We start from the raw sequence: 19,657 nt of genomic DNA, 5'->3' as shown, positions 1-19,657 counted from the left end.
TAATATGACTGTGTAAAATGACAAATGTTACATTTTTTTCTTCAGCTTATTTAATCTAGATGAATTCACAACGATCAGTTTTTAGTAGTGACTTAAACACATTTAAATACACTTAGGTTAACTACTTTATAATCAGTTTTTTTTGAGCTGAAAAGAACTCGTTAAAAAGCACATGTTTTTTATTTAGCAACAGACTATTAGACAATCAAAGTACTCTTAATAATGTTCTTTTCATTTTTCACATTCTTATTAAAGTTACTTTTCTGTTTTAATTTACCTTTGCAGGCTTATAAAAACACCTATTTATGCAACTTTCTGAACAAGAAATCGTACGCCGTGAAAAATTGGCAAAACTGCGTGAGATGGGAATAGATCCTTATCCAGCAGCGCTTTATCCCGTAGACCATTCTACTAAACAAATTAAAGCCGATTTTAAAGAAGGTAAACAGGTAAACATCGCTGGTAGATTAACCTCTAGACGTATACAAGGTAAGGCTAGTTTTGCCGAAATTCAAGACTCAGAAGGTCGTATACAAGTTTACTTTAATCGTGATGAAATTTGTACCGGTGATGACAAAACGCTTTATAATGAAGTCTATAAAAAATTATTAGATATAGGTGACATTATAGGAATAGAAGGTGAGCTTTTTAAAACACAGGTAGGTGAAATGACTGTAAAAGTCACTAATTTCACATTGCTTACGAAAACCTTGCGTCCACTACCCTTTGCAAAAACGGATGCTGATGGAAAGGTTTATGACAAATTTGATGATGCAGAACAACGTTATCGTCAACGATATGTGGATTTAGTAGTTAATCCAGATGTTAAAAATGTTTTTGTCAAAAGAACAAAACTTTTTAATGCCATGCGTGAATTTTTCAATTCGCGTGAATATTTTGAAGTAGAGACTCCAATTTTACAACCTATTCCTGGTGGTGCGGCTGCAAAGCCTTTTATCACACATCACAACTCTCTTGACATTCCTCTTTATATGCGTATTGCAAATGAGCTGTATCTTAAGAGATTGATTGTAGGAGGATTTGACGGTGTATATGAATTCAGTAAAAACTTCAGGAATGAAGGGATGGATCGCACACACAATCCAGAATTTACAGCCATGGAAATTTATGTGGCTTACAAAGATTATAACTGGATGATGGATTTTACCGAGCAATTATTAGAACATTGCGCGGTTGCAGTAAATGGTACTACTCAAAGTACATTTGGCGATCATACCATTGAATGGAAAGCTCCATACCCTAGAGTCACCATGACTGATGCTATCAAACAGTTCACCGGTTTTGATATTACCGGTAAGAGCGAGGAAGAGTTGTACGCTTTCGCGAAAGCGGAAGGAATAGAAGTAGATAACACAATGGGTAAAGGAAAGCTCATCGACGAAATATTTGGTGAAAAATGTGAAGGAAACTTTATTCAACCTACCTTCATTACTGATTATCCTAAAGAAATGTCACCATTAACCAAGGAACACCGTGATCATCCAGAACTTACGGAACGTTTTGAATTGATGGTTTGTGGTAAAGAAATAGCCAATGCTTATAGTGAGCTTAACGATCCTATAGATCAACGCGAGCGATTTGAAGCTCAACTGGCTCTAGCCGATCGTGGTGATGACGAGGCGATGTTTATAGATCAAGACTTTTTAAGAGCTCTAGAATACGGTATGCCACCTACGTCTGGATTAGGAATAGGAATGGATCGACTAATTATGTTTTTAACCAACAACCCATCCATTCAAGAAGTTTTATTTTTCCCACAGATGAGACCGGAGAAAAAATTAAACGTCGACCTCAATGATGATGAAAAAATGGTATATGAACTATTAAAAAAATCAGGCAAAGTAGAGTTGAATGCGCTTAAATCTGACAGTGGACTATCTAATAAGAAATGGGATAAAACAGTAAAAGGATTGACTGGTAAAAAGGTAGCCAAAGTTGAGAAAACAGATGATGGACTTTTTATCGATTTAGTGTAGCCTGAACTGGTACGATTTTAAAATTATAAAAACCGCTAGTAAATACTAGCGGTTTTTCTTTGATTAAACTTTTCAACTATAAGCCAGTCATAAGGACAAATAAAATTTTAAATATGAAAAACATCATTCTAATCGCTACATTTTTTGTGACAGCGATATCCGTAGCACAACGCCCACTTCCAAAAAAAGGAAATGATTTTACACCAGAACAACGTGCAGAACTTAAAGTTAAAAAAATGGCTGTAGCACTAGATTTGTCGGACAAGCAAATCAATAGTATTGAACCATTAATCGCAAATCAAGAATTGGAACGTCAAAGCTTGAGAGAGAATCGCGAGGAAATGAAAAATTTGAGTAATGACGAAAAGTTCAATCGTTTAAACACTAGATTGGATAAAAAACTTGAATTTAAAAGAAAAATGAAATCAATTCTAACAGCCGATCAATACGAAAAGTGGCAGAAAATGCATAAAAGAAAGAGAACTGAAGGCAGAAAGAAACATAAACGTAGAAGAAATGAGTAATTAAACTAAGTTTTAATTATTGATAAGGCTAGTTTATATTATTTGTTTATTTTTAAACTCAACAAATACCATCAAATGAAAAAGATCATATTCTTATTAGCCATTGTGTGTTCAGTAAGTGCATATTCACAACAAACTATTACGGCAGAACAACAGGAAGTTTCTGCGCAAACTCATATCAGAGTTAAAGAATTCAATAAGAAAATAGAAACTAAAGTTCAATTGATTGTTGATGCTGTTAAATTGGATGAGAAAAAGGTAAGCGAGCTACGAGAAATAGTTAGAGATCGCGAATCAATGGTTATTCGTATAGAAAGAGAAGCGCAAAGAGGAGAAACGAATGACTTGCAAGGAACTTTAAATGATGTACAAAGTAATTATGAAAAGCGCCTTAAAGAAGTACTAGGTACAGAAAAGTACAACTTATTAAAAAGCAAACAATCTCCGAAATAATAATATAGATTGGTCGATTAAAAGAAGGTTCTCAATTTTGAGAGCCTTCTTTGTTTTTATACTGGATAGTTTTGTTAAAAGGCAAACCTAACTGATACTTCAAATCGTTTGAGCGCTTACTATCGACAATGTCCAATCCGTAGTTGATATTTTGGCTATCACCATAGTAATAGGTTCCAAATATGTGATCCCAAATACTCAGAATATTCCCAAAATTTGTATCTGTTATAGGCATACTATCATGATGATGGAATTTATGCATACCAGGTGTTACTATTAGGTAGCTTAATGTTTTATCCAGTTTTTTAGGTAAACTAATATTTGCATGACTCCAATAAGTGAAAAATACTGTAATGATCCTATATATAAGATAAAAACCTATAGGCATACCTGTAATCACTACTGCTATCAAAGCTGCAAATTCCCTTAACATAAAATCCAAAGGGTGATGTCTAGTTCCACTAGTAACATCTAAAAAAGTATCACTGTGGTGTACCGTGTGAAGCCTCCATAAAATACTACTTTTATGTAGTAAAAAATGAATGCCATATTGAGCAACAAGATCTAGTACTAATAAACTTATGACTAGTTCTAACCAGATAGGCAAACTCACATAATTTAATACTCCTAAACTATTTTGCTCTAGAAAAATAAAAACACCAGCAGTCAGTAAACCAAATACTACATTAATAATCATAGTAAATGTAAGCAAGGCAAGATTTGTTTGAGCATGCTTCCATTTATCGTAAGGTGATTTTAAAAAACTATAGTATCCTTCAAGAATCCAGAAAAGGGTAATCAAACCTATCAGCCACACCAATTTATAGTAGATGGGCATTGTTTCAAAGATTTTTAAAAATGCTTCCATCTCACTAAAGTAGCAAAAGTTATGCTACCAGCTTTTAACTACTTCCTGAGTAGCCTCAATAGTTCTGTCTAGATCTTGATAAGAAAGAGCATCATTTAAGAAATAGCTTTCAAATGCACTAGGTGGCAAATAAATACCTCGTTCTAGCAATCCATGAAAATATTTTTTAAACCACTCATTGTTTCCTTTGGCTGCGCTTTCAAAATCCACTACTGGATCTGGAGTAAAATGAACTGACATCATCGATCCAAATCTATTAATCTGATACTCGATTCCCTTACTCTCTAGAACTTCTTGAATTCCCTTATGTAAATACTCCGTTTTTTGAGAAAGACTATCAAACACTTCTGGATGTTTATTCAAATGATCTAACATTGCATATCCGGCACTCATCGCTAGTGGATTACCACTTAATGTACCAGCCTGATAAACTGGACCTAGTGGCGCTAAATAATTCATAATTTCTTGACGTGCTGCAAATGCTCCTACAGGTAATCCGCCACCTATGACTTTACCATAGGTAACAATGTCTGCATTTACACCTGTTACCTCTTGTGCACCACCACGAGCTAGCCTAAAACCAGTCATCACCTCATCAAAAATGAGTAGTGCATTATTTTGATCACACAATTCTCTTAATCCTTGTAGAAATCCTTCCTGTGGTATTATACAACCCATGTTACCAGCAATAGGCTCTAGAATGATACAGGCAATTTGATCCTTATTATGCTCAAATAGCTGTGCAACCTGATCAAGGTTGTTGTACTGGGCAAGTAAAGTATCTTGAGCTGTTCCTTTTGTTACTCCAGGACTATTTGGACTCCCAAAAGTCACCGCACCACTACCAGCTTGAATTAAAAAGGAATCACTATGCCCGTGGTAGCAACCTGCAAATTTGATAATTTTATCTCGACCTGTGTAACCTCTAGCTAGCCTTACTGCACTCATACAAGCCTCGGTACCAGAGTTTACCATTCTAATTTGATCAATATTAGGAGCCATTTCAATGGCAAGAGCAGCAATTTTGGTCTCCAATTCAGTAGGCATACCATAGGAAGTACCACGGTCAACAGCCTCTTTTACCGAATTCACTACGGGCTCAAAGGCATGACCTAATATCATTGGACCCCATGAAGCTATATAATCTATAATTTCATGTCCATCCTCAGTTTGAAGATAAGCTCCTTTGGCGCTTTTGACATATACGGGATCACCGCCTACTGCGTTAAATGCTCGTACCGGTGAGTTTACACCACCAGGAATATATTTTTTTGCCTCATTAAATAAGGCACTACTACGTTGATAAATAAATGACATTAAAAATCTTTAGGAAGAGGTTCTACAAATAGTTCTTGACCTACACTAATAGTGTTGTCCTTTAAACCATTAAAGGCTTTCAATTGATCTACTGTAATATTATATTTTCTTGAAATACTATAAAGTGTGTCGCCGGCTACAACTTTGTGCGATGCTTGTACACTTGGTCTTACATCGGTGATAGTTCTGGTTTTAGAATCCGTAGGGTTTCCTAGTACCATATTATCGTACTTGTATAGCTCATAACGCTCAATTAAACTTATGAGTTTTTGAGGGTAACGTCTATCTGTGGCATATCCAGCAGCTCTTAAACCTTTGGCCCAACCTTGGTAATCATCTGGTTGTAATTTGAATAAACCTGCATATCTTTTCCTATCTCTCAAAAATAGAGAATGATCACGATAAGAATAGTCTGGATCATTATAGGTCCTAAAACATTCTTGCGCCTTATCATCATCATGATATATGCGTCCACCAGTCCATCCTTTATGACATTTTATTCCAAAGTGGTTGTTAGCCTCTACAGCTAGACGACCTTCACCAGATCCACTTTCTAGAATACCTTGAGCTAGCGTGATACTAGCTGGTATCTTATAAAGTTTCATCTCTCGCATGGCGGTATTAGCAAATAAATCTATGTAAGTGGACACCTTATCTTTACTATCAGGCTTTGTAGTTTTAGTAACCTTATCTTCTTCTTGTTGACCTATGGCTTGTGGCGTCGAATCTGGTTGAGTAATTGTTTGAGTTGTCTTTTTCTTCTTTGTAGTCACTACTTTTTTACTACCACCGCACGATGTTAATAGCATCACTCCAAAGAAAATGATCAGCAAATTTTTAAATTTCAAACTCATAAGTAATTTCTTCTCTTCTTTTTCTTTTCAACATTTGATTGTAACCAGCGATCGCCTGTAATCCTCCTGTATGAATTGCTAAAATACGAGAATCTTTAGGAAAAACACCTTTTAAAATAAGGTCTTCTAGATGGAACATCATTTTTGAAGTGTATATGGGATCAAGTGGTACTCCGCTTTCGCGAAAGCGTGAATTCATATATTTAATTAGTTCATTATCAGACCTTGCGTATCCTCCAAATCTATCCTCAGAAAACACTTGAAAATTAGAACGAAGAGTAAGCTTGTTTATTTCCTCCTTTAAAAAACCTCCCTTTAAGGCAGAAAACACTAAAACCTTTTGGTTAGGTGCGCTGCTTTCAATAATACCTGCTGCCGTTCCACCTGTTCCGCCAGCCACGGCAATAAAATCATAATGAGATTTATCTTGGTCGGTTAATATTTCTTTGGTTCCTTGAATTGCCAGTTGGTTAGTTCCACCTTCTGGGATAATCATAAGTTTACCGTGTTCCTTAAAAAGCTCTCGATAGTATTGATCATCCTTTTGCTTGTAAGATTCTCTAGTTACAAAGTGAAATTTCATTCCATTGTTGTGAGCCGTGAGTAAGGTATTATTACTTGCTAAGGTTTTTTTTAGATTTAAACCCAATTCCTCTCCTCTTATAATCCCGATACTAGATAAACCAGCAATTTTTGCAGCGGCGCTTGTGGCTGCTATATGATTTGAAAAAGCTCCTCCATATGTAACTAGGGTATTGATGGATTCTTTTTGTGCATGTAATATGTTATATTTTAATTTCCTAAGCTTATTACCAGATACTTCAGGATGCAATAAGTCTTCTCGCTTAATATCTATTAAAACGTTATTAAGTGTTTTAAAAAACTGATTTTCAGACTGTATTACTCCATAATCTTGCATAGGACAAAGGTAGCAAGCTAATAATGTAAAAAAGCATAGGGTTTTCGCTTTTTTAAGTATTGTAGCTCCGTTTCCATACAATAAGCTTCTTTTTCAAATCTTATTGATCTATAGGCTAAATCATGTGATTTACTAACTCTTAATATTAGATATTCCAACAGATACCATAAATAGAAAAAGACGATTAAAAGCTCCAGCTGTTGCCTGGCGTGAATTCTTTCATGATTCATAAAAACCGGATCATTTTTAAGCGATTTGGATTTGACTAATAAAAATGGATATAGCGTTATACCGTTATAATTTTTAAGAAATGAAATTTCGACCACTATCATAGTGATAAAGGTAGTATTTATTAAGTCAAAAGCCTATTATCCTTACGGTCATACCACCGTAAAATAGTATTTTTAAGCCATGAAAAAACATATTCCCCTTGAGGAAGGAGATTACTACTTAACACCAGAAGGGTATCGTTGTTTCACTGAACAATACCATTTAAAAAGAGGTTATTGTTGTGAAAGTGGATGCAGACACTGCCCATACGGTTACAATAAAAAAACAAACAGCCAGAAATAATGAACAAAACTATCAATAACAACAGTCAGTTTGATTTAGACATATTTCAACAGAGTATAAAACAGGGTATTCCTGAATCTTTACCAGACCCATATGTCTATGACAACTCAGTAAACCATGCTCCTAAAAGAAAAAAAATTCTCAATAAAGAAGAAGAACAACTTGCATTGCGCAACGCACTCCGATATTTTAAACCTGAATTTCACTCCATTTTATTACCAGAGTTTAAACAAGAATTAGACGAGTATGGACGTATTTATATGTATCGTTTCATGCCTAAGGAAGAAATAAAAGCTAGATCTATTGACGATTATCCAGCTCGTTCTAAACAGGCTGCAGGAATAATGCTCATGATTCAAAATAATCTTGATCACGCGGTCGCACAGCATCCTCATGAACTTATCACTTACGGTGGTAATGGTGCTGTTTTTCAAAACTGGGCTCAATATTTACTCACTATGCAATATTTGAGCGAAATGACCGATGAACAAACTTTAGTCATGTACAGCGGTCACCCAATGGGGTTATTCCCTTCACATAATAAGGCTCCTCGCTGTGTTGTTTCAAATGGAATGATGATACCTAATTATTCTAAACCTGATGATTGGGAAAAATTTAATGCACTAGGTGTCACCCAATACGGTCAAATGACAGCAGGATCCTACATGTATATAGGTCCTCAAGGAATCGTTCATGGTACCACTATAACTGTATTAAACGCCTTTAGAAAAATTGGAAAATCTCCATTAGGTAATGTATTTGTTACTTCTGGATTAGGAGGAATGAGTGGAGCACAACCAAAAGCTGGAAATATTGCAGGTTGTATCACCGTTTGTGCCGAAATGAATCCAAAGGCGGTACAAACTCGACATTCACAAGGATGGGTGGATATTGTAATTGACAACACACATGAGTTAGTAGAACGAGTAAAAGTTGCCCAACAACACAAGGAACCTTTATCAATTGCCTATCTAGGAAACGTCGTTCATGTATGGGAATCCTTCCATGAAGCAGGAATAGAAATTGCGATAGGTAGCGATCAAACTAGCTTACACAACCCATGGGCTGGCGGTTACTACCCGGTAGATCTATCTTTTGAACAGGCAAATAAAATGATGAGTGAACAACCTGAAGAATTTAAAAGTCAGGTTCAAAATTCTTTAAGAAGACACGTTGCTGCTGTGAATAAACATACTGATCAAGGAACCTATTTCTTTGATTATGGTAATGCCTTTTTATTAGAGTCCAGTCGTGCAGGAGCTAACATCAAAGGAGAAACTACAGAATTCAAATACCCATCATACGTACAAGATATAATGGGACCTATGTGTTTTGACTTCGGGTTTGGCCCATTTAGATGGGTTTGTGCTAGTAATGATCCTACAGATCTTAAAAAAACAGATGAAATTGCTACTCAAGTTTTAGAAAAACTAGCAGCAAACTCTCCACAAGAGATTAAACAACAAATGCAAGACAATATCCAATGGATTAAGGGCGCACAACAAAATCAACTTGTAGTAGGGTCACAAGCACGTATTTTATATGCAGATGCTTTAGGAAGAATAGAAATAGCCAAAGCTTTTAATCAAGCCATAGCGCAAGAAGAAATAGGCCCTGTAATTTTAGGCCGAGATCATCATGATGTATCAGGAACAGACTCACCATACCGTGAAACATCAAACATTTATGACGGCTCTAGATTTACAGCAGATATGGCTATACACAATGTAATAGGCGATAGCTTCAGAGGTGCTACATGGGTTTCCATTCATAATGGCGGTGGTGTAGGCTGGGGCGAAGTAGTTAATGGTGGATTCGGCATGGTTATTGATGGTAGTAAAGAAGCTCAAAATAATTTGGAGAGTATGCTTTTCTGGGACGTTAATAATGGAATAGCAAGAAGAAACTGGGCTCGTAATGAAAATGCAACATTTGCGATTAAACGAGCAATGGAACTTAATCCAGATTTGAAAGTTACGTTACCTAATAAAGTAGACAGTAACTTAATTAAAAATATTAATTAGCAAATCGTGAAAGTTGTTATCGCTTTCGCGAAAGCGCAAAACCCAATAGCTATGAAACGATTTTTTACCCTTTTATTAATAACAATAGTAGCTGCTAGTTGTCAAACAGTACGAGTTACTCAAGATTATGATGTAAATGCAGATTTTAACAAGTATCAAACGTACGCCTACTACAAACAAGGTATTGACGAAGCCGATGTAAGCGAACTTGATAAAAAACGTATTCTTAGAGCTATTGATGCGAATATGCAAGCAAAAGGATTTACCAAATCTCAAAATCCTGATTTCATGATTAATATTTTCACTGATGCCAAGGAGCGTGTTGATGTGTATAACAACTGGGGTTGGAATGTCGGCTGGGGCTGGGGCTGGGGCGGCTTTTGGGGTGGCCCATGGGGCAATAGCGTAAACCGAGTTACCGAAGGCGTTCTTTATATAGATTTTATAGACACCAATAAAAAAGAGCTTATTTGGCAAGGTATAGGAACAGCGCCGTTAAAGACCACACCACAAGACAAAATAGAACGAACCAATGAAATGGTTAAAGAAATATTAGAGCAATTTCCACCAGAGCCAGCTAGATAACTTTTTTGGAATTAGTATTAAATAGGCTTCATTATCAAGGAATCACATCAAATAATCGTAAGTGTATTGAGAAAACCTCATCTATACATCTGATTTTTATACCCTTTAACTGAAATTAACAATAATACGTTGATAAATACGTGATTATGACATTTAAGTTTTTGATTTGCATAATCTAAAATGATAATGTTTTGAAATTAATTTCAGTTATTTTCCTTTTTTCTTTTGCCACGAGCTTAGCTCAGGTTGGTATAAACACCACTTCTCCTGCCGATGGTACTGCATTGGATATCTCATCATCCGATAAAGGAATATTAATTCCTAAAGTATCACTTAACTCAACTAATAGCTTAAGTGGAATAAATTTAGTAGGTAGCACACTTGAAGAAGGTGTTTTAGTTTATAATACAGCAACCACTTCCGGGACAAATGCCGTTTCACCCGGTTTTTATTATTGGAATGGTTCCAACAGCTGGATTTTATTAACCAATTTAAAAGATTGGTCGGTAGAAGGAAATAATGCCATTTCAACGGACAGGTTTGGTACAAATAATAACATCCCTGTTATCATTAAAACGAATAATAATGATAGATTTCAAATAACTACATCTGGTAGACTTTTGAGTTATTCTAATGGAACCGAATCGTTACCATCCTATTCATTTGCGAATAAAACTAATTCAGGAATGTATTTGAACGGATCCGATGAAGGCTTAATGTTTACAAGTGACGGGTATGACTTTTTGAAATTACAAAATTTTGGCACCTCTAGACAGATAACACTTAATCCTGATGGAGATGGTGATATGAGTCTGCAAATTCGAGGAGATTCAAATGTAATTCTTAGTGCAAACTCAAGTAGACATAATCTAGACGTAGGCTCTAATGCTAACCCAGAATACGCTTCGCTTGCCTTAAGTCAGAGTAATCGTGGACTTCTACTAAATAGAGTTAGTTTAACAGCTGCAAATAGTTTCAGTCCATTACCATCAAATCCAGCTTCAGGTACAATGGTTTACAATAGAAGTGAAAATTTAACTCCATCAGGATATCTTAACGATGTTCGCCAAGGTGTGTATGTATGGAATGGTAGTAGATGGATACCACAATTTGCAGAAACACGCTCAGCAAGGTTTGGTAATGCAGCAAATAGAACTCAAAATTTAAACGATTTCACTTCAAACGAATTAGAACTGTTTTCCTTTGCGGAATGGAATGATGATTATAGTTTATTTAACGTAAGCTACGGATCAGGCACAACAAGATTGACAATAGGAGAAGATGGAAGGTTTGAAATAAAGGTAAATATGTCAATAATTGTCGATTCAGGATCTACTAACGTTGACATTCAATTAGATGCTGAATTAAGGGTAGATCGAGGAGGAACCACAATATATCCAGGAACAACAACATCTAACAACTACATGAGAAATAGAAATGGTGTAACAACTTCTAGTATCAACATAAATGAACTTGTTGAATTAGAAGCAGGTGATCAAGTCTATATTCATGTAGAACAAACAGGGAACACGGGAACAGTTACCATGAGACCCGAGGCAGGAAGTAATTTTTTTACTATTAAAAAAATCAAATAAAACCTCTAAGGTTACTCAATATCGGTACCGTTTACTATTACTTTATAGTTAATCGCAACTACAGCATCAAAAGTTTTAGAAACACTACAGTATTTCTCAAAACTTAAAGCCGCTGCACGAGCAGCCTTTTTATCGTCTATATCTCCTTCCAGATGAATAGCACAAGTGATTGACTTAAATGGTTTTGCATGATCTAATTCAAATCGATCTCCTTCCACCTCAACTTTGTAACTAGTGATAGATTGACGTTGCTTTTTTAGAATATCAATAATATCAATTGCGCTACAGCCACCTACTCCCATTAAAACAAGTTCCATTGGACTTACTCCTTGTACAGGAGTTGCGCCACTATGATCGATCATTACTGTATTTCCTGAGGAGCCTGTTGCTTCCATCAAAAAATCATCATTCTTACGTTCAATTTGAATTTTCATCACTTAATAATTCAATACCTCTTCAATCTTATTCTTTACCTTTTCAGTACTAGGAATCATGGTTTGCTCTAGCGTACTATTTAAAGGAATCGCAGGCATATTCTCACTTCCTATAAGCATTACTGGTGCGTCTAACTCTTTAAAACATTCTTCTTGAATACGACCTTGCAATCCTCGCGAAAACCCATTATCACTAGGTTCTTCGGTTACAATTAAACATTTACCGCATTTCTTTACACTGGTAAATACAGTCTGATAGTCCAACGGATGTAGAGTACGCAGATCGACTACCTCTATTCTATCCTGAACTCCTAATTCTTGAGTAGCATTCATAGCCCAGTGAACACCCATTCCATAGGTAATTATCGACAAGGTTTCCTCTTCCTCTTGTTTCCAAATTTCTTGTAAAACCCATGCTTTACCAAATGGCAGGACGTAATCCTCGCTAGGCTCTATGCTAGTTGCTCCTTTTGTCCCGGGCACTTTGGACCAATACAAACCTTTGTGTTCAAAAATCACCACAGGATTAGGATCGTAATAAGCTGCTTTCATCAGTCCTTTTAAATCGGCACCATTAGAAGGATATGCTATTTTAAGACCTCGTATATTGGTTATAACACTTTCTACAGATGATGAGTGATAAGGACCACCACTACCATAGGCACCTATAGGCACTCTTAAAATCATTGATACTGGCCATTTACCATTACTCAAGTAACATGATCTTGAGACCTCGGTAAATAATTGATTCAGACCTGGCCATATATAATCTGCAAATTGAACTTCAACTATTGGTTTCAATCCTACCGCACTCATTCCTACTGTACTACCTACTATAAAGGCTTCTTGAATAGGAGTGTTAAAAACTCGATTATCACCAAACTTTTGAGCTAGTGTAGCTGCTTCTCTAAAAACACCACCTAATCTTCCTCCTACATCTTGCCCATAAAGTAAGCATTCAGGATGCTTGCGCATCAATTCTTCAATAGCAAACAAGGCACAGTCCACCATGACTACTTTTTCTGCGTCCTTTGGCGATCGTTCTCCTTTTTCCTCAGTAATCGGTGTAGGTGCAAAATCATGCGTAAACAAATCTGCTGGTTCTGGGTCTGGTTGTTCTATTGCACTTTTGAGAGATTGCTCTACTTCTGCTTTCGCGAAAGCGTCCATTTCATCCAGTTCCAGCTCGCTATATCCATATTTACCCATAAGCTCACGCATTCGTGGATAAGGGTCACGACTACGTGCCTCTTCAAGATCATCTCTATAAAACTCCATGCGAACACCGCTTGTATGATGATTAAGCAAAGGCACCTTGGCATGAACTACAAATGGTCTGCGTTCTGTCCTAATAGTTTCAATAACTTTTTCAAGGGTTTTATATGATTCCTCAAAGTCTGTCCCATCAATACTTACCGACTCTAAGCCATGAAACCCTGATGCATATTGAGCAGCATTTTGTGCTCGTGTTTCTGCTTCATTAGCACTTATATCCCAGCCATTATCTTGTACTAGATATAGAATAGGTAATTGTTTAAGGGCTGCCATTTGCCAGGCTTCCGCTATTTCACCTTCGGTTACACTGGCATCACCTAGTGAACAAACAACGATAGGCATGTTAACATCGTCATCTTGCTTCAAATCTTCAAGACTTTCCTTGTACCACATTCCCATTGCTACACCTGTTGCAGGAATTGCTTGCATTCCTGTTGCGCTACTTTGATGAGGAATTTTAGGCTTATCCTCGTCATTCAATGATGGGTGTGAGTAATAGGTACGACCACCACTGAAGGGATCATCTTTTTTAGCTAATAACTGTAGCATTAAATCATAAGGCTTCATACCTATTGCGAGCAGCATGGCATCGTCGCGATAGTAGGGAAATGCAAAATCTTGAGGTAGCAATTGCATTCCGATTGCTGTTTGTATCACCTCATGACCACGACTAGTGGCATGTACATATTTTGAAACCAGCTTAAAATTGTCTTCGTAATGCTCTGCCATTGCTTTGGCAGTAACTAGATTACGATAGGCCTTTTTAAGGTTTTCCTTAAATTGAGTATCATTTATAAAATTACTCATATTAAATGTTTTACTTGTCAACATCACATTAATGATGTAGACAGTGATTTTATAGTGTTATAAATCTTTAAGATCGGGAACAAGAGCCATATTATCGGCTACCTTTTTCAAAAAGCTACCGCCTAAATAACCGTCAACAACACGATGATCAAAACTTAAGCTTAACATCATCATACTGCGAATCTCGATGCGATCTTCTCCATTTTCTGTGATTACTTCGGCACGCTTTTTAATAATCCCAGTTGCCAATATTGCGACTTCCGGTTGATTGATAATGGGTGTTCCCATTAAGGAACCAAAGGTCCCTACATTACTAATTGTAAAGGTGCTTCCTTTTATATCATCACCACCTAGTTTATTATCCCTAGCTAGCCCAGCAAGTCGATTTACATCGGCAGCTAGTTCAGGTAGTGTTTTTTGATCGGCATTTTTAACTACAGGCACTATTAAATTACCGGTGGGTAACGCCGTTGCCATCCCAACATTAATTTCCTCTTTTACGATAATGTTTTTGCCATCCAGACTACTATTAATCATTGGAAATTCTTTGATAGCGCTGGCAACAGCTTTAACGAATAATGGCGTAAAGGTCAGTTTGTTGCCGTGTTTTTCTTGGAATTCGTTTTTCACGCTTTCGCGAAAGCGTACTACATCAGTCAAATCTGCTTCAACATAGGCAGTAACATGTGGACTAGTGTGTTTACTGTACACCATGTGATCTGCAATCATGCTGCGCATGCGGTCCATTTCTACAATACGACCAGTTCCTTTGTCTAAATTGAGTTGGGGAATTCTATATGCTGTTGGGTCTGGTTCTGGCGATACTGATTGTGCAAATTGATAAGGCCTGCCTTCATTCAAATATTGTATTACATCACTCTTGCGTAGACGATTATCTTTACCAGTGCCGGGAATACGAGCTAATTCCTCATACGAAATATGATGCTCTCTTGCTATACTTTCTACTAACGGGCTTATGAACCTATCAACATTGACAAATGAGGTTTGAGAATTACTAATTGAACTGGTTACGGCTTTTTTAGGCTTGAGAGGTGTTTGTTTTGGTTTCTCAGAACTCGTTTTTTGAGGTGCTTTTTGTGCGGAATTGTCTGTTTTTTTTGTTGAACTTACTGCTCCTTCTACTGGCTCAAATCGAGCAATCACAGCGCCTATTTCAACCACGTCTCCTGAATTGAATAAATGCTCCTGCATGATACCACTAGCAGTCGCAGGTACTTCATTATCAACTTTATCAGTACCTACTTCAACAAGAATATCTCCTTCTTTAAAGGATTCTCCTGGTTGTACCATCCAATTGAGTACAGTTCCTTCGGTTATACTTTCACCCATTTTGGGTAAAACAAAATCTTCCATTTTTGCCATGGGATAAAAATAAGAAAACTAACGGTTGTTAGCTTACTTATAATTCTTAAAGTAGTAATATTTTTAGGTATGAAATAGACTAAAAAATCAAAAGCTTTTTTAATCATTTTTGATTCAATGTTGGTTTATTGGTTAGTAGTAAGCATCAAATTTTACTTTACGGCATGTAATATTTAATCTAGTAAATAGGGCTAAAAGCTTTTTTGGTGAAAGCGTTTTCCATTAGGATAGAAGGCTTTCCATTTGCCAATTTGCTTACCTAGTTTAAAGCGTCCAGAAATTTTCAACTCACCAGTGATATAATATTCTCTATATCTACCGTTAGGTAAACCATCACTTAAAGGAACTTTGAATTTAAGCTGACCATTTGAGTAGAATTGCTCATAATCACTAGCAGTAAAATCTGAAGGAAATAGGTCAAGCTGAAATATTGTTTCTTTATCTAGATTTACCACATTGCGCACCAACTCAATTCCTGGTGAAACTTGTTGCTCTAATTCTTGCACCTGATTATCGTAATCAGGATCATATCTCATTACAGCTCTTGTTTTAAATAAATCATCCTTTGCCTTTAACTCAAAACCTAGTTGGGTAAATTGAGAGTAAAAATCGTGTTGCTTATTAAGCAGTAGTTGAGTTTCTTTATTTAAGTATTCACTTCCTACATGAGCTAGTTTATTAGTATCTATATAAAAAAACACATTGCTTTGGGTACTGAATTCATCAATAAAATCCATGTAATAATCGCTGTAAATCAATGTGTTTTTGTCCTCGTAATCATCAATCATTTTTTTGAGTGTTACTGGACTGTTGGAAAAGACTATATAGTCATCAATAACTGTATAATATGGTTTTTCAATTCGTTCAAACATTCCTCCTAACACCCATTTAAAAAACCCTTTTATATCAAGAAAATTTATTGCATGTTGTTTATAATTAACCGTTTTGAACATGACAGGAGATTTTTTACGAATTTGTTCTTGAACAAATCTTAGCCGCTCCTGCATTACATCCTCGTCGTTATATTTAATGGCAGCTATTATACTTTCTTGGTTATTCTTATAATTAGGATTATTGCTATTATCTAATGTAGCAAAAGCAAATTCATCATCCCACCAAGAGTACATATCACGATCTAGATTTATATCCAGAAATTCCTCTATCTTCTTTTTACCATTTTCATATTCTTCAACTGTTTTATTTTCTTGTTTCTTTAAAATTGAAATAAAATCCTGTTGTAGAGATTGAAAATTATCAAACCCAAAACTTATATAAAGTGCGGTATCATTTGGCAAAACAGTAGTGGCATCTAAGCTACCTGTTCCAGAATTGTCTAATGCTTTTATAAAGGCTTGTGCAGTCGAATTACCGCTTATATAACCAGTTGCTTTTAACCATCGATCACTTTCTTCTTCTATTTGAAAACCGCTGTAATAAAAATTTCTTTCAAGAATATCAATAATATCACTGGATTCATTAACAAAAAGACCATAGTAATTACTGAGCTGATTGTGATTCAAGTAAAACCTGAATAAGCCATCATCTTGAATTTCATTTTTCACTTTTATGAAATTCAAGTCGGTACTTAATTTAGGATTTTTGCTTGTGGTAATACTTCTTTCAACCAGTCGAGGTGTGTAACTTGCTACTAATTGATTTTCTATAAAGGTTATTCTAAGAACCTCATTTGTATTTGTATCCAATATCTCTTGAATTACATGTCCTTTAAATTCTCTTTTAGAAACACTGTAATTCTCATTTACCAACTGGCTAATGTTATTTTTAATCAAATCAATTTTTGAATACTGCCTTAGATCGGCTACGTATAAAAACCCGTAATCATCAAAACTGATTTTATGAGCACTTATAATAAGATCTCTATCTCCTATTTTATTAAATAAATTTCTTTCTGACTGAAAAAGAGAATCCAATGAGTTTAACTTCTCACTCATCAATGCAATTTGCTCATTCGATTGCAAATGATCCCATAATTCACTTTGAGAAAGAATTTCTAAATTACTAATAGGTTCGCGCGTTTCAATTATAAACATCGCATCATGAGGTACAAGATGAAAAGCGTTTATACGATCTGGTTCAAAAACAAACCAACTCGCGACCTTGTAAACTATAAAAGCTAAAAGGGCAAATAGCGCAATTTTAAAATACCTCTTTATGGTCATTGTAGGATTTAGCCTTTGGATCAAGATAATAACTACAGATCATGTAGCAATATTATAATTATGTCTGTATCACCCCAAGATTAAAATCCTTTTCAATAGGTGCATGATTTGCGGCTTCTATTCCCATAGAAATCCACTTGCGTGTATCGCGCGGATCTATAATAGCATCAGTCCATAATCGTGCAGCTGCATAATAAGGAGAAACCTGATCGTCATATCTATTTTTGATTTTGTCAAACAGTGCTTTTTCATCTGCTTCACTCAGTTTCTCACCCGATTTTTCTAGCGATGCTTTTTCAATTTGCATGAGTACTTTAGCAGCGCTATTTCCAGACATTACTGCCAGTTCTGCGCTAGGCCATGCGACGATTAATCTAGGATCATAGGCTTTACCGCACATAGCATAATTACCAGCACCATAACTGTTTCCTACTACTACAGTGAATTTAGGAACCACGCTATTTGAAACTGCATTTACCATTTTGGCACCATCTTTTATGATTCCACCGTGTTCTGACTTGGAACCTACCATAAAGCCAGTCACGTCTTGTAAGAAAACTAAAGGTATTTTCTTTTGGTTACAGTTGGCAATAAAACGAGTTGCTTTATCGGCGCTATCACTATAGATAACACCACCAAATTGCATTTCACCTTTTTTGGTTTTTACAATTTTCCTTTGGTTAGCCACTATACCAACTGCCCATCCATCAATTCTAGCATATCCAGTTACGATGGTTTGGCCATAGCCAGATTTATATTCTTCAAATGTATCCGCATCGATCATACGATTGATGATATCCATCATATCATATTGATCACTACGCTTTCGCGGAAGCGTACCAAATAACTCTTCTGGATCCAGAGAAGGTTCTACTGATTCCTTTCTATTGAAACCAGCCTTTTCAAAGTCTCCAATTTTGTCAAAAATATTCTTGATTTTATCTAAGGCATCTTTATCGTCGCTAGCCTTATAATCAGTAACACCGCTTATTTCACAGTGAGTAGTTGCACCACCTAAGGTTTCATTATCGATACTTTCTCCAATGGCTGCTTTAACCAAATAGCTTCCAGCTAAAAAGATACTACCTGTTTTATCAACTATAAGAGCCTCATCACTCATTATAGGTAAGTAAGCACCACCAGCAACACAGCTACCCATAACAGCAGCAATTTGAGTGATTCCCATACTACTCATAACTGCGTTATTACGAAAGATGCGACCAAAATGTTCCTTATCTGGGAATATTTCATCTTGCATAGGTAAGTACACTCCTGCACTATCTACCAAATAGATAATCGGTAATTTATTTTCAATGGAAATTTCTTGGGCTCTAAGGTTCTTCTTACCCGTAATAGGAAACCAGGCTCCTGCTTTAACCGTAGCGTCATTTGCGACTACGATAACTTGTTTACCTTGAACATGACCAATTTTAACTACTACTCCACCGCTAGGACAACCACCATGTTCCTCATACATTCCTTCACCAGCAAAGGCTCCTATTTCAATAGCATTGGATGGATCATCCAATAAATAATCGATTCTTTCTCTTGCAGTAAGCTTACCTTTAGCATGGAGCTTATCAATGCGTTTTTGCCCACCGCCTAATGAAACTTGAGCAAATCTTTTTTTGAGAGTACTTAATAGTAATTTATTGTGATCTTCGTTTTTATTAAAGTTGATATCCATCGATTGCGTAGTTTTCCCAAAAATAGCAAATCTCAACCTGAAACGCAGAATATAACTGGTTTAAACAAGAATTAACATGAATTCAAAAGCCCTTATTAATCAATGAATTAAAACGTAAGCCTCAAGTCTAAAAACTTAAAATTATGTTAATGAGAGTTCAACACAATTGATTTAAATCACTT

General features: G+C 36.0%; 16 protein-coding genes. 7 read left to right on the top strand and 9 right to left on the bottom strand.

Features of this window, described 5'->3' with window-relative positions; translation table 11 throughout:
* Positions 1-305 precede the first annotated feature (305 nt).
* From lysS to I5168_RS07010, 3 genes are all read left to right on the top strand, one after another.
* Positions 306-1,997 carry a lysine--tRNA ligase gene (lysS, locus tag I5168_RS07020; protein ID WP_060524219.1) on the top strand — a complete coding sequence of 564 codons (1,692 nt, stop codon included), beginning with the start codon at positions 306-308 and terminating at the stop codon, positions 1,995-1,997.
* Positions 1,998-2,110: 113 nt separating this feature from the next.
* Complete coding sequence (locus tag I5168_RS07015) at positions 2,111-2,521, top strand: hypothetical protein (protein WP_431471321.1); 411 nt, start codon at positions 2,111-2,113, stop codon at positions 2,519-2,521.
* A 75-nt stretch (positions 2,522-2,596) separates the two neighbouring features.
* A complete protein-coding gene (locus tag I5168_RS07010) occupies positions 2,597-2,974 on the top strand; it encodes a hypothetical protein (RefSeq protein WP_042277696.1) in 378 nt (125 codons plus the stop codon).
* Between the two features lie 31 nt (positions 2,975-3,005).
* Here the strand turns inward: I5168_RS07010 and I5168_RS07005 are convergent, their stop codons facing one another.
* From I5168_RS07005 to I5168_RS06990, 4 genes are read right to left on the bottom strand one after another with little or no spacing between them, the layout of a single operon-like run.
* On the bottom strand, positions 3,006-3,842 hold the full coding sequence (locus I5168_RS07005) for a sterol desaturase family protein (RefSeq protein ID WP_431471320.1): 837 nt from the start codon (positions 3,840-3,842) through the stop codon (positions 3,006-3,008).
* Positions 3,843-3,866: 24 nt separating this feature from the next.
* On the bottom strand, positions 3,867-5,159 hold the full coding sequence (gene hemL / locus I5168_RS07000; protein WP_105019467.1) for a glutamate-1-semialdehyde 2,1-aminomutase: 1,293 nt from the start codon (positions 5,157-5,159) through the stop codon (positions 3,867-3,869).
* Positions 5,159-6,013 (bottom strand): glucosaminidase domain-containing protein, encoded by an 855-nt coding sequence (locus I5168_RS06995; protein ID WP_431471319.1) that lies wholly within the window; start codon positions 6,011-6,013, stop codon positions 5,159-5,161. The genes hemL and I5168_RS06995 overlap by 1 nt, the downstream gene beginning before the upstream one ends.
* On the bottom strand, positions 5,997-6,932 hold the full coding sequence (locus I5168_RS06990; protein ID WP_431471318.1) for a 1-aminocyclopropane-1-carboxylate deaminase/D-cysteine desulfhydrase: 936 nt from the start codon (positions 6,930-6,932) through the stop codon (positions 5,997-5,999). Before I5168_RS06990 ends, I5168_RS06995 begins: the two co-directional genes overlap by 17 nt.
* 411 nt (positions 6,933-7,343) lie before the next feature.
* On the opposite strand from I5168_RS06990, the gene I5168_RS06985 reads away from it, so the two are divergent.
* The 4 genes from I5168_RS06985 to I5168_RS06970 all read left to right on the top strand — a co-directional run bounded on the left by I5168_RS06985 (position 7,344) and on the right by I5168_RS06970 (position 11,709).
* Positions 7,344-7,505, top strand: a complete 162-nt coding sequence (locus I5168_RS06985) for a DUF5522 domain-containing protein (RefSeq protein WP_181072639.1) — start codon at positions 7,344-7,346, stop codon at positions 7,503-7,505.
* Entirely contained in the window at positions 7,505-9,529 is a 2,025-nt protein-coding gene (locus I5168_RS06980; protein WP_431471317.1) for a urocanate hydratase, read from the top strand. The genes I5168_RS06985 and I5168_RS06980 overlap by 1 nt, the downstream gene beginning before the upstream one ends.
* A 6-nt stretch (positions 9,530-9,535) precedes the next feature.
* Positions 9,536-10,114: a DUF4136 domain-containing protein gene (locus I5168_RS06975; protein ID WP_338350107.1), complete on the top strand. Its 579-nt coding sequence runs from the start codon at positions 9,536-9,538 to the stop codon at positions 10,112-10,114.
* A gap of 191 nt (positions 10,115-10,305) precedes the next feature.
* Positions 10,306-11,709, top strand: coding sequence for a hypothetical protein (locus I5168_RS06970; protein WP_105019473.1), 1,404 nt, complete (start codon positions 10,306-10,308; stop codon positions 11,707-11,709).
* A gap of 11 nt (positions 11,710-11,720) precedes the next feature.
* On the opposite strand, the gene I5168_RS06965 is transcribed toward I5168_RS06970, so the two are convergent.
* The 5 genes from I5168_RS06965 to I5168_RS06945 form a co-directional block, all read right to left on the bottom strand.
* Entirely contained in the window at positions 11,721-12,143 is a 423-nt protein-coding gene (locus tag I5168_RS06965; RefSeq protein WP_431471316.1) for an OsmC family protein, read from the bottom strand.
* Positions 12,144-12,146: 3 nt separating this feature from the next.
* Positions 12,147-14,225: an alpha-ketoacid dehydrogenase subunit alpha/beta gene (locus I5168_RS06960; protein WP_431471315.1), complete on the bottom strand. Its 2,079-nt coding sequence runs from the start codon at positions 14,223-14,225 to the stop codon at positions 12,147-12,149.
* Positions 14,226-14,282: 57 nt separating this feature from the next.
* Positions 14,283-15,608 (bottom strand): dihydrolipoamide acetyltransferase family protein, encoded by a 1,326-nt coding sequence (locus I5168_RS06955; protein WP_105019476.1) that lies wholly within the window; start codon positions 15,606-15,608, stop codon positions 14,283-14,285.
* Positions 15,609-15,799: 191 nt separating this feature from the next.
* Complete coding sequence (locus I5168_RS06950; protein ID WP_431471314.1) at positions 15,800-17,788, bottom strand: DUF3352 domain-containing protein; 1,989 nt, start codon at positions 17,786-17,788, stop codon at positions 15,800-15,802.
* A gap of 58 nt (positions 17,789-17,846) precedes the next feature.
* A complete protein-coding gene (locus tag I5168_RS06945) occupies positions 17,847-19,475 on the bottom strand; it encodes an acyl-CoA carboxylase subunit beta (RefSeq protein ID WP_105019478.1) in 1,629 nt (542 codons plus the stop codon).
* Positions 19,476-19,657 lie beyond the last annotated feature (182 nt).

Source organism: Nonlabens sp. SCSIO 43208, assembly GCF_050703575.1.
Lineage (GTDB): Bacteria > Bacteroidota > Bacteroidia > Flavobacteriales > Flavobacteriaceae > Nonlabens > Nonlabens tegetincola.
Note: the sequence above shows the minus strand (reverse complement) of the source record. Positions and strands in the feature narration are given on the sequence as shown.

Coding starts and splice junctions, on each gene's coding strand:
- I5168_RS06985 (WP_181072639.1), top strand. CDS start 7,344: ATGAAAAAACATATTCCCCTTGAGGAAGGAGATTACTACTTAACACCA.
- I5168_RS06945 (WP_105019478.1), bottom strand. CDS start 19,475: ATGGATATCAACTTTAATAAAAACGAAGATCACAATAAATTACTATTA.
- lysS (WP_060524219.1), top strand. CDS start 306: ATGCAACTTTCTGAACAAGAAATCGTACGCCGTGAAAAATTGGCAAAA.
- I5168_RS07015 (WP_431471321.1), top strand. CDS start 2,111: ATGAAAAACATCATTCTAATCGCTACATTTTTTGTGACAGCGATATCC.
- I5168_RS06995 (WP_431471319.1), bottom strand. CDS start 6,013: ATGAGTTTGAAATTTAAAAATTTGCTGATCATTTTCTTTGGAGTGATG.
- I5168_RS07010 (WP_042277696.1), top strand. CDS start 2,597: ATGAAAAAGATCATATTCTTATTAGCCATTGTGTGTTCAGTAAGTGCA.
- I5168_RS06990 (WP_431471318.1), bottom strand. CDS start 6,932: ATGCAAGATTATGGAGTAATACAGTCTGAAAATCAGTTTTTTAAAACA.
- I5168_RS06955 (WP_105019476.1), bottom strand. CDS start 15,608: ATGGCAAAAATGGAAGATTTTGTTTTACCCAAAATGGGTGAAAGTATA.
- I5168_RS06960 (WP_431471315.1), bottom strand. CDS start 14,225: ATGAGTAATTTTATAAATGATACTCAATTTAAGGAAAACCTTAAAAAG.
- I5168_RS06965 (WP_431471316.1), bottom strand. CDS start 12,143: ATGAAAATTCAAATTGAACGTAAGAATGATGATTTTTTGATGGAAGCA.
- I5168_RS06950 (WP_431471314.1), bottom strand. CDS start 17,788: ATGACCATAAAGAGGTATTTTAAAATTGCGCTATTTGCCCTTTTAGCT.
- I5168_RS06980 (WP_431471317.1), top strand. CDS start 7,505: ATGAACAAAACTATCAATAACAACAGTCAGTTTGATTTAGACATATTT.
- I5168_RS07005 (WP_431471320.1), bottom strand. CDS start 3,842: ATGGAAGCATTTTTAAAAATCTTTGAAACAATGCCCATCTACTATAAA.
- hemL (WP_105019467.1), bottom strand. CDS start 5,159: ATGTCATTTATTTATCAACGTAGTAGTGCCTTATTTAATGAGGCAAAA.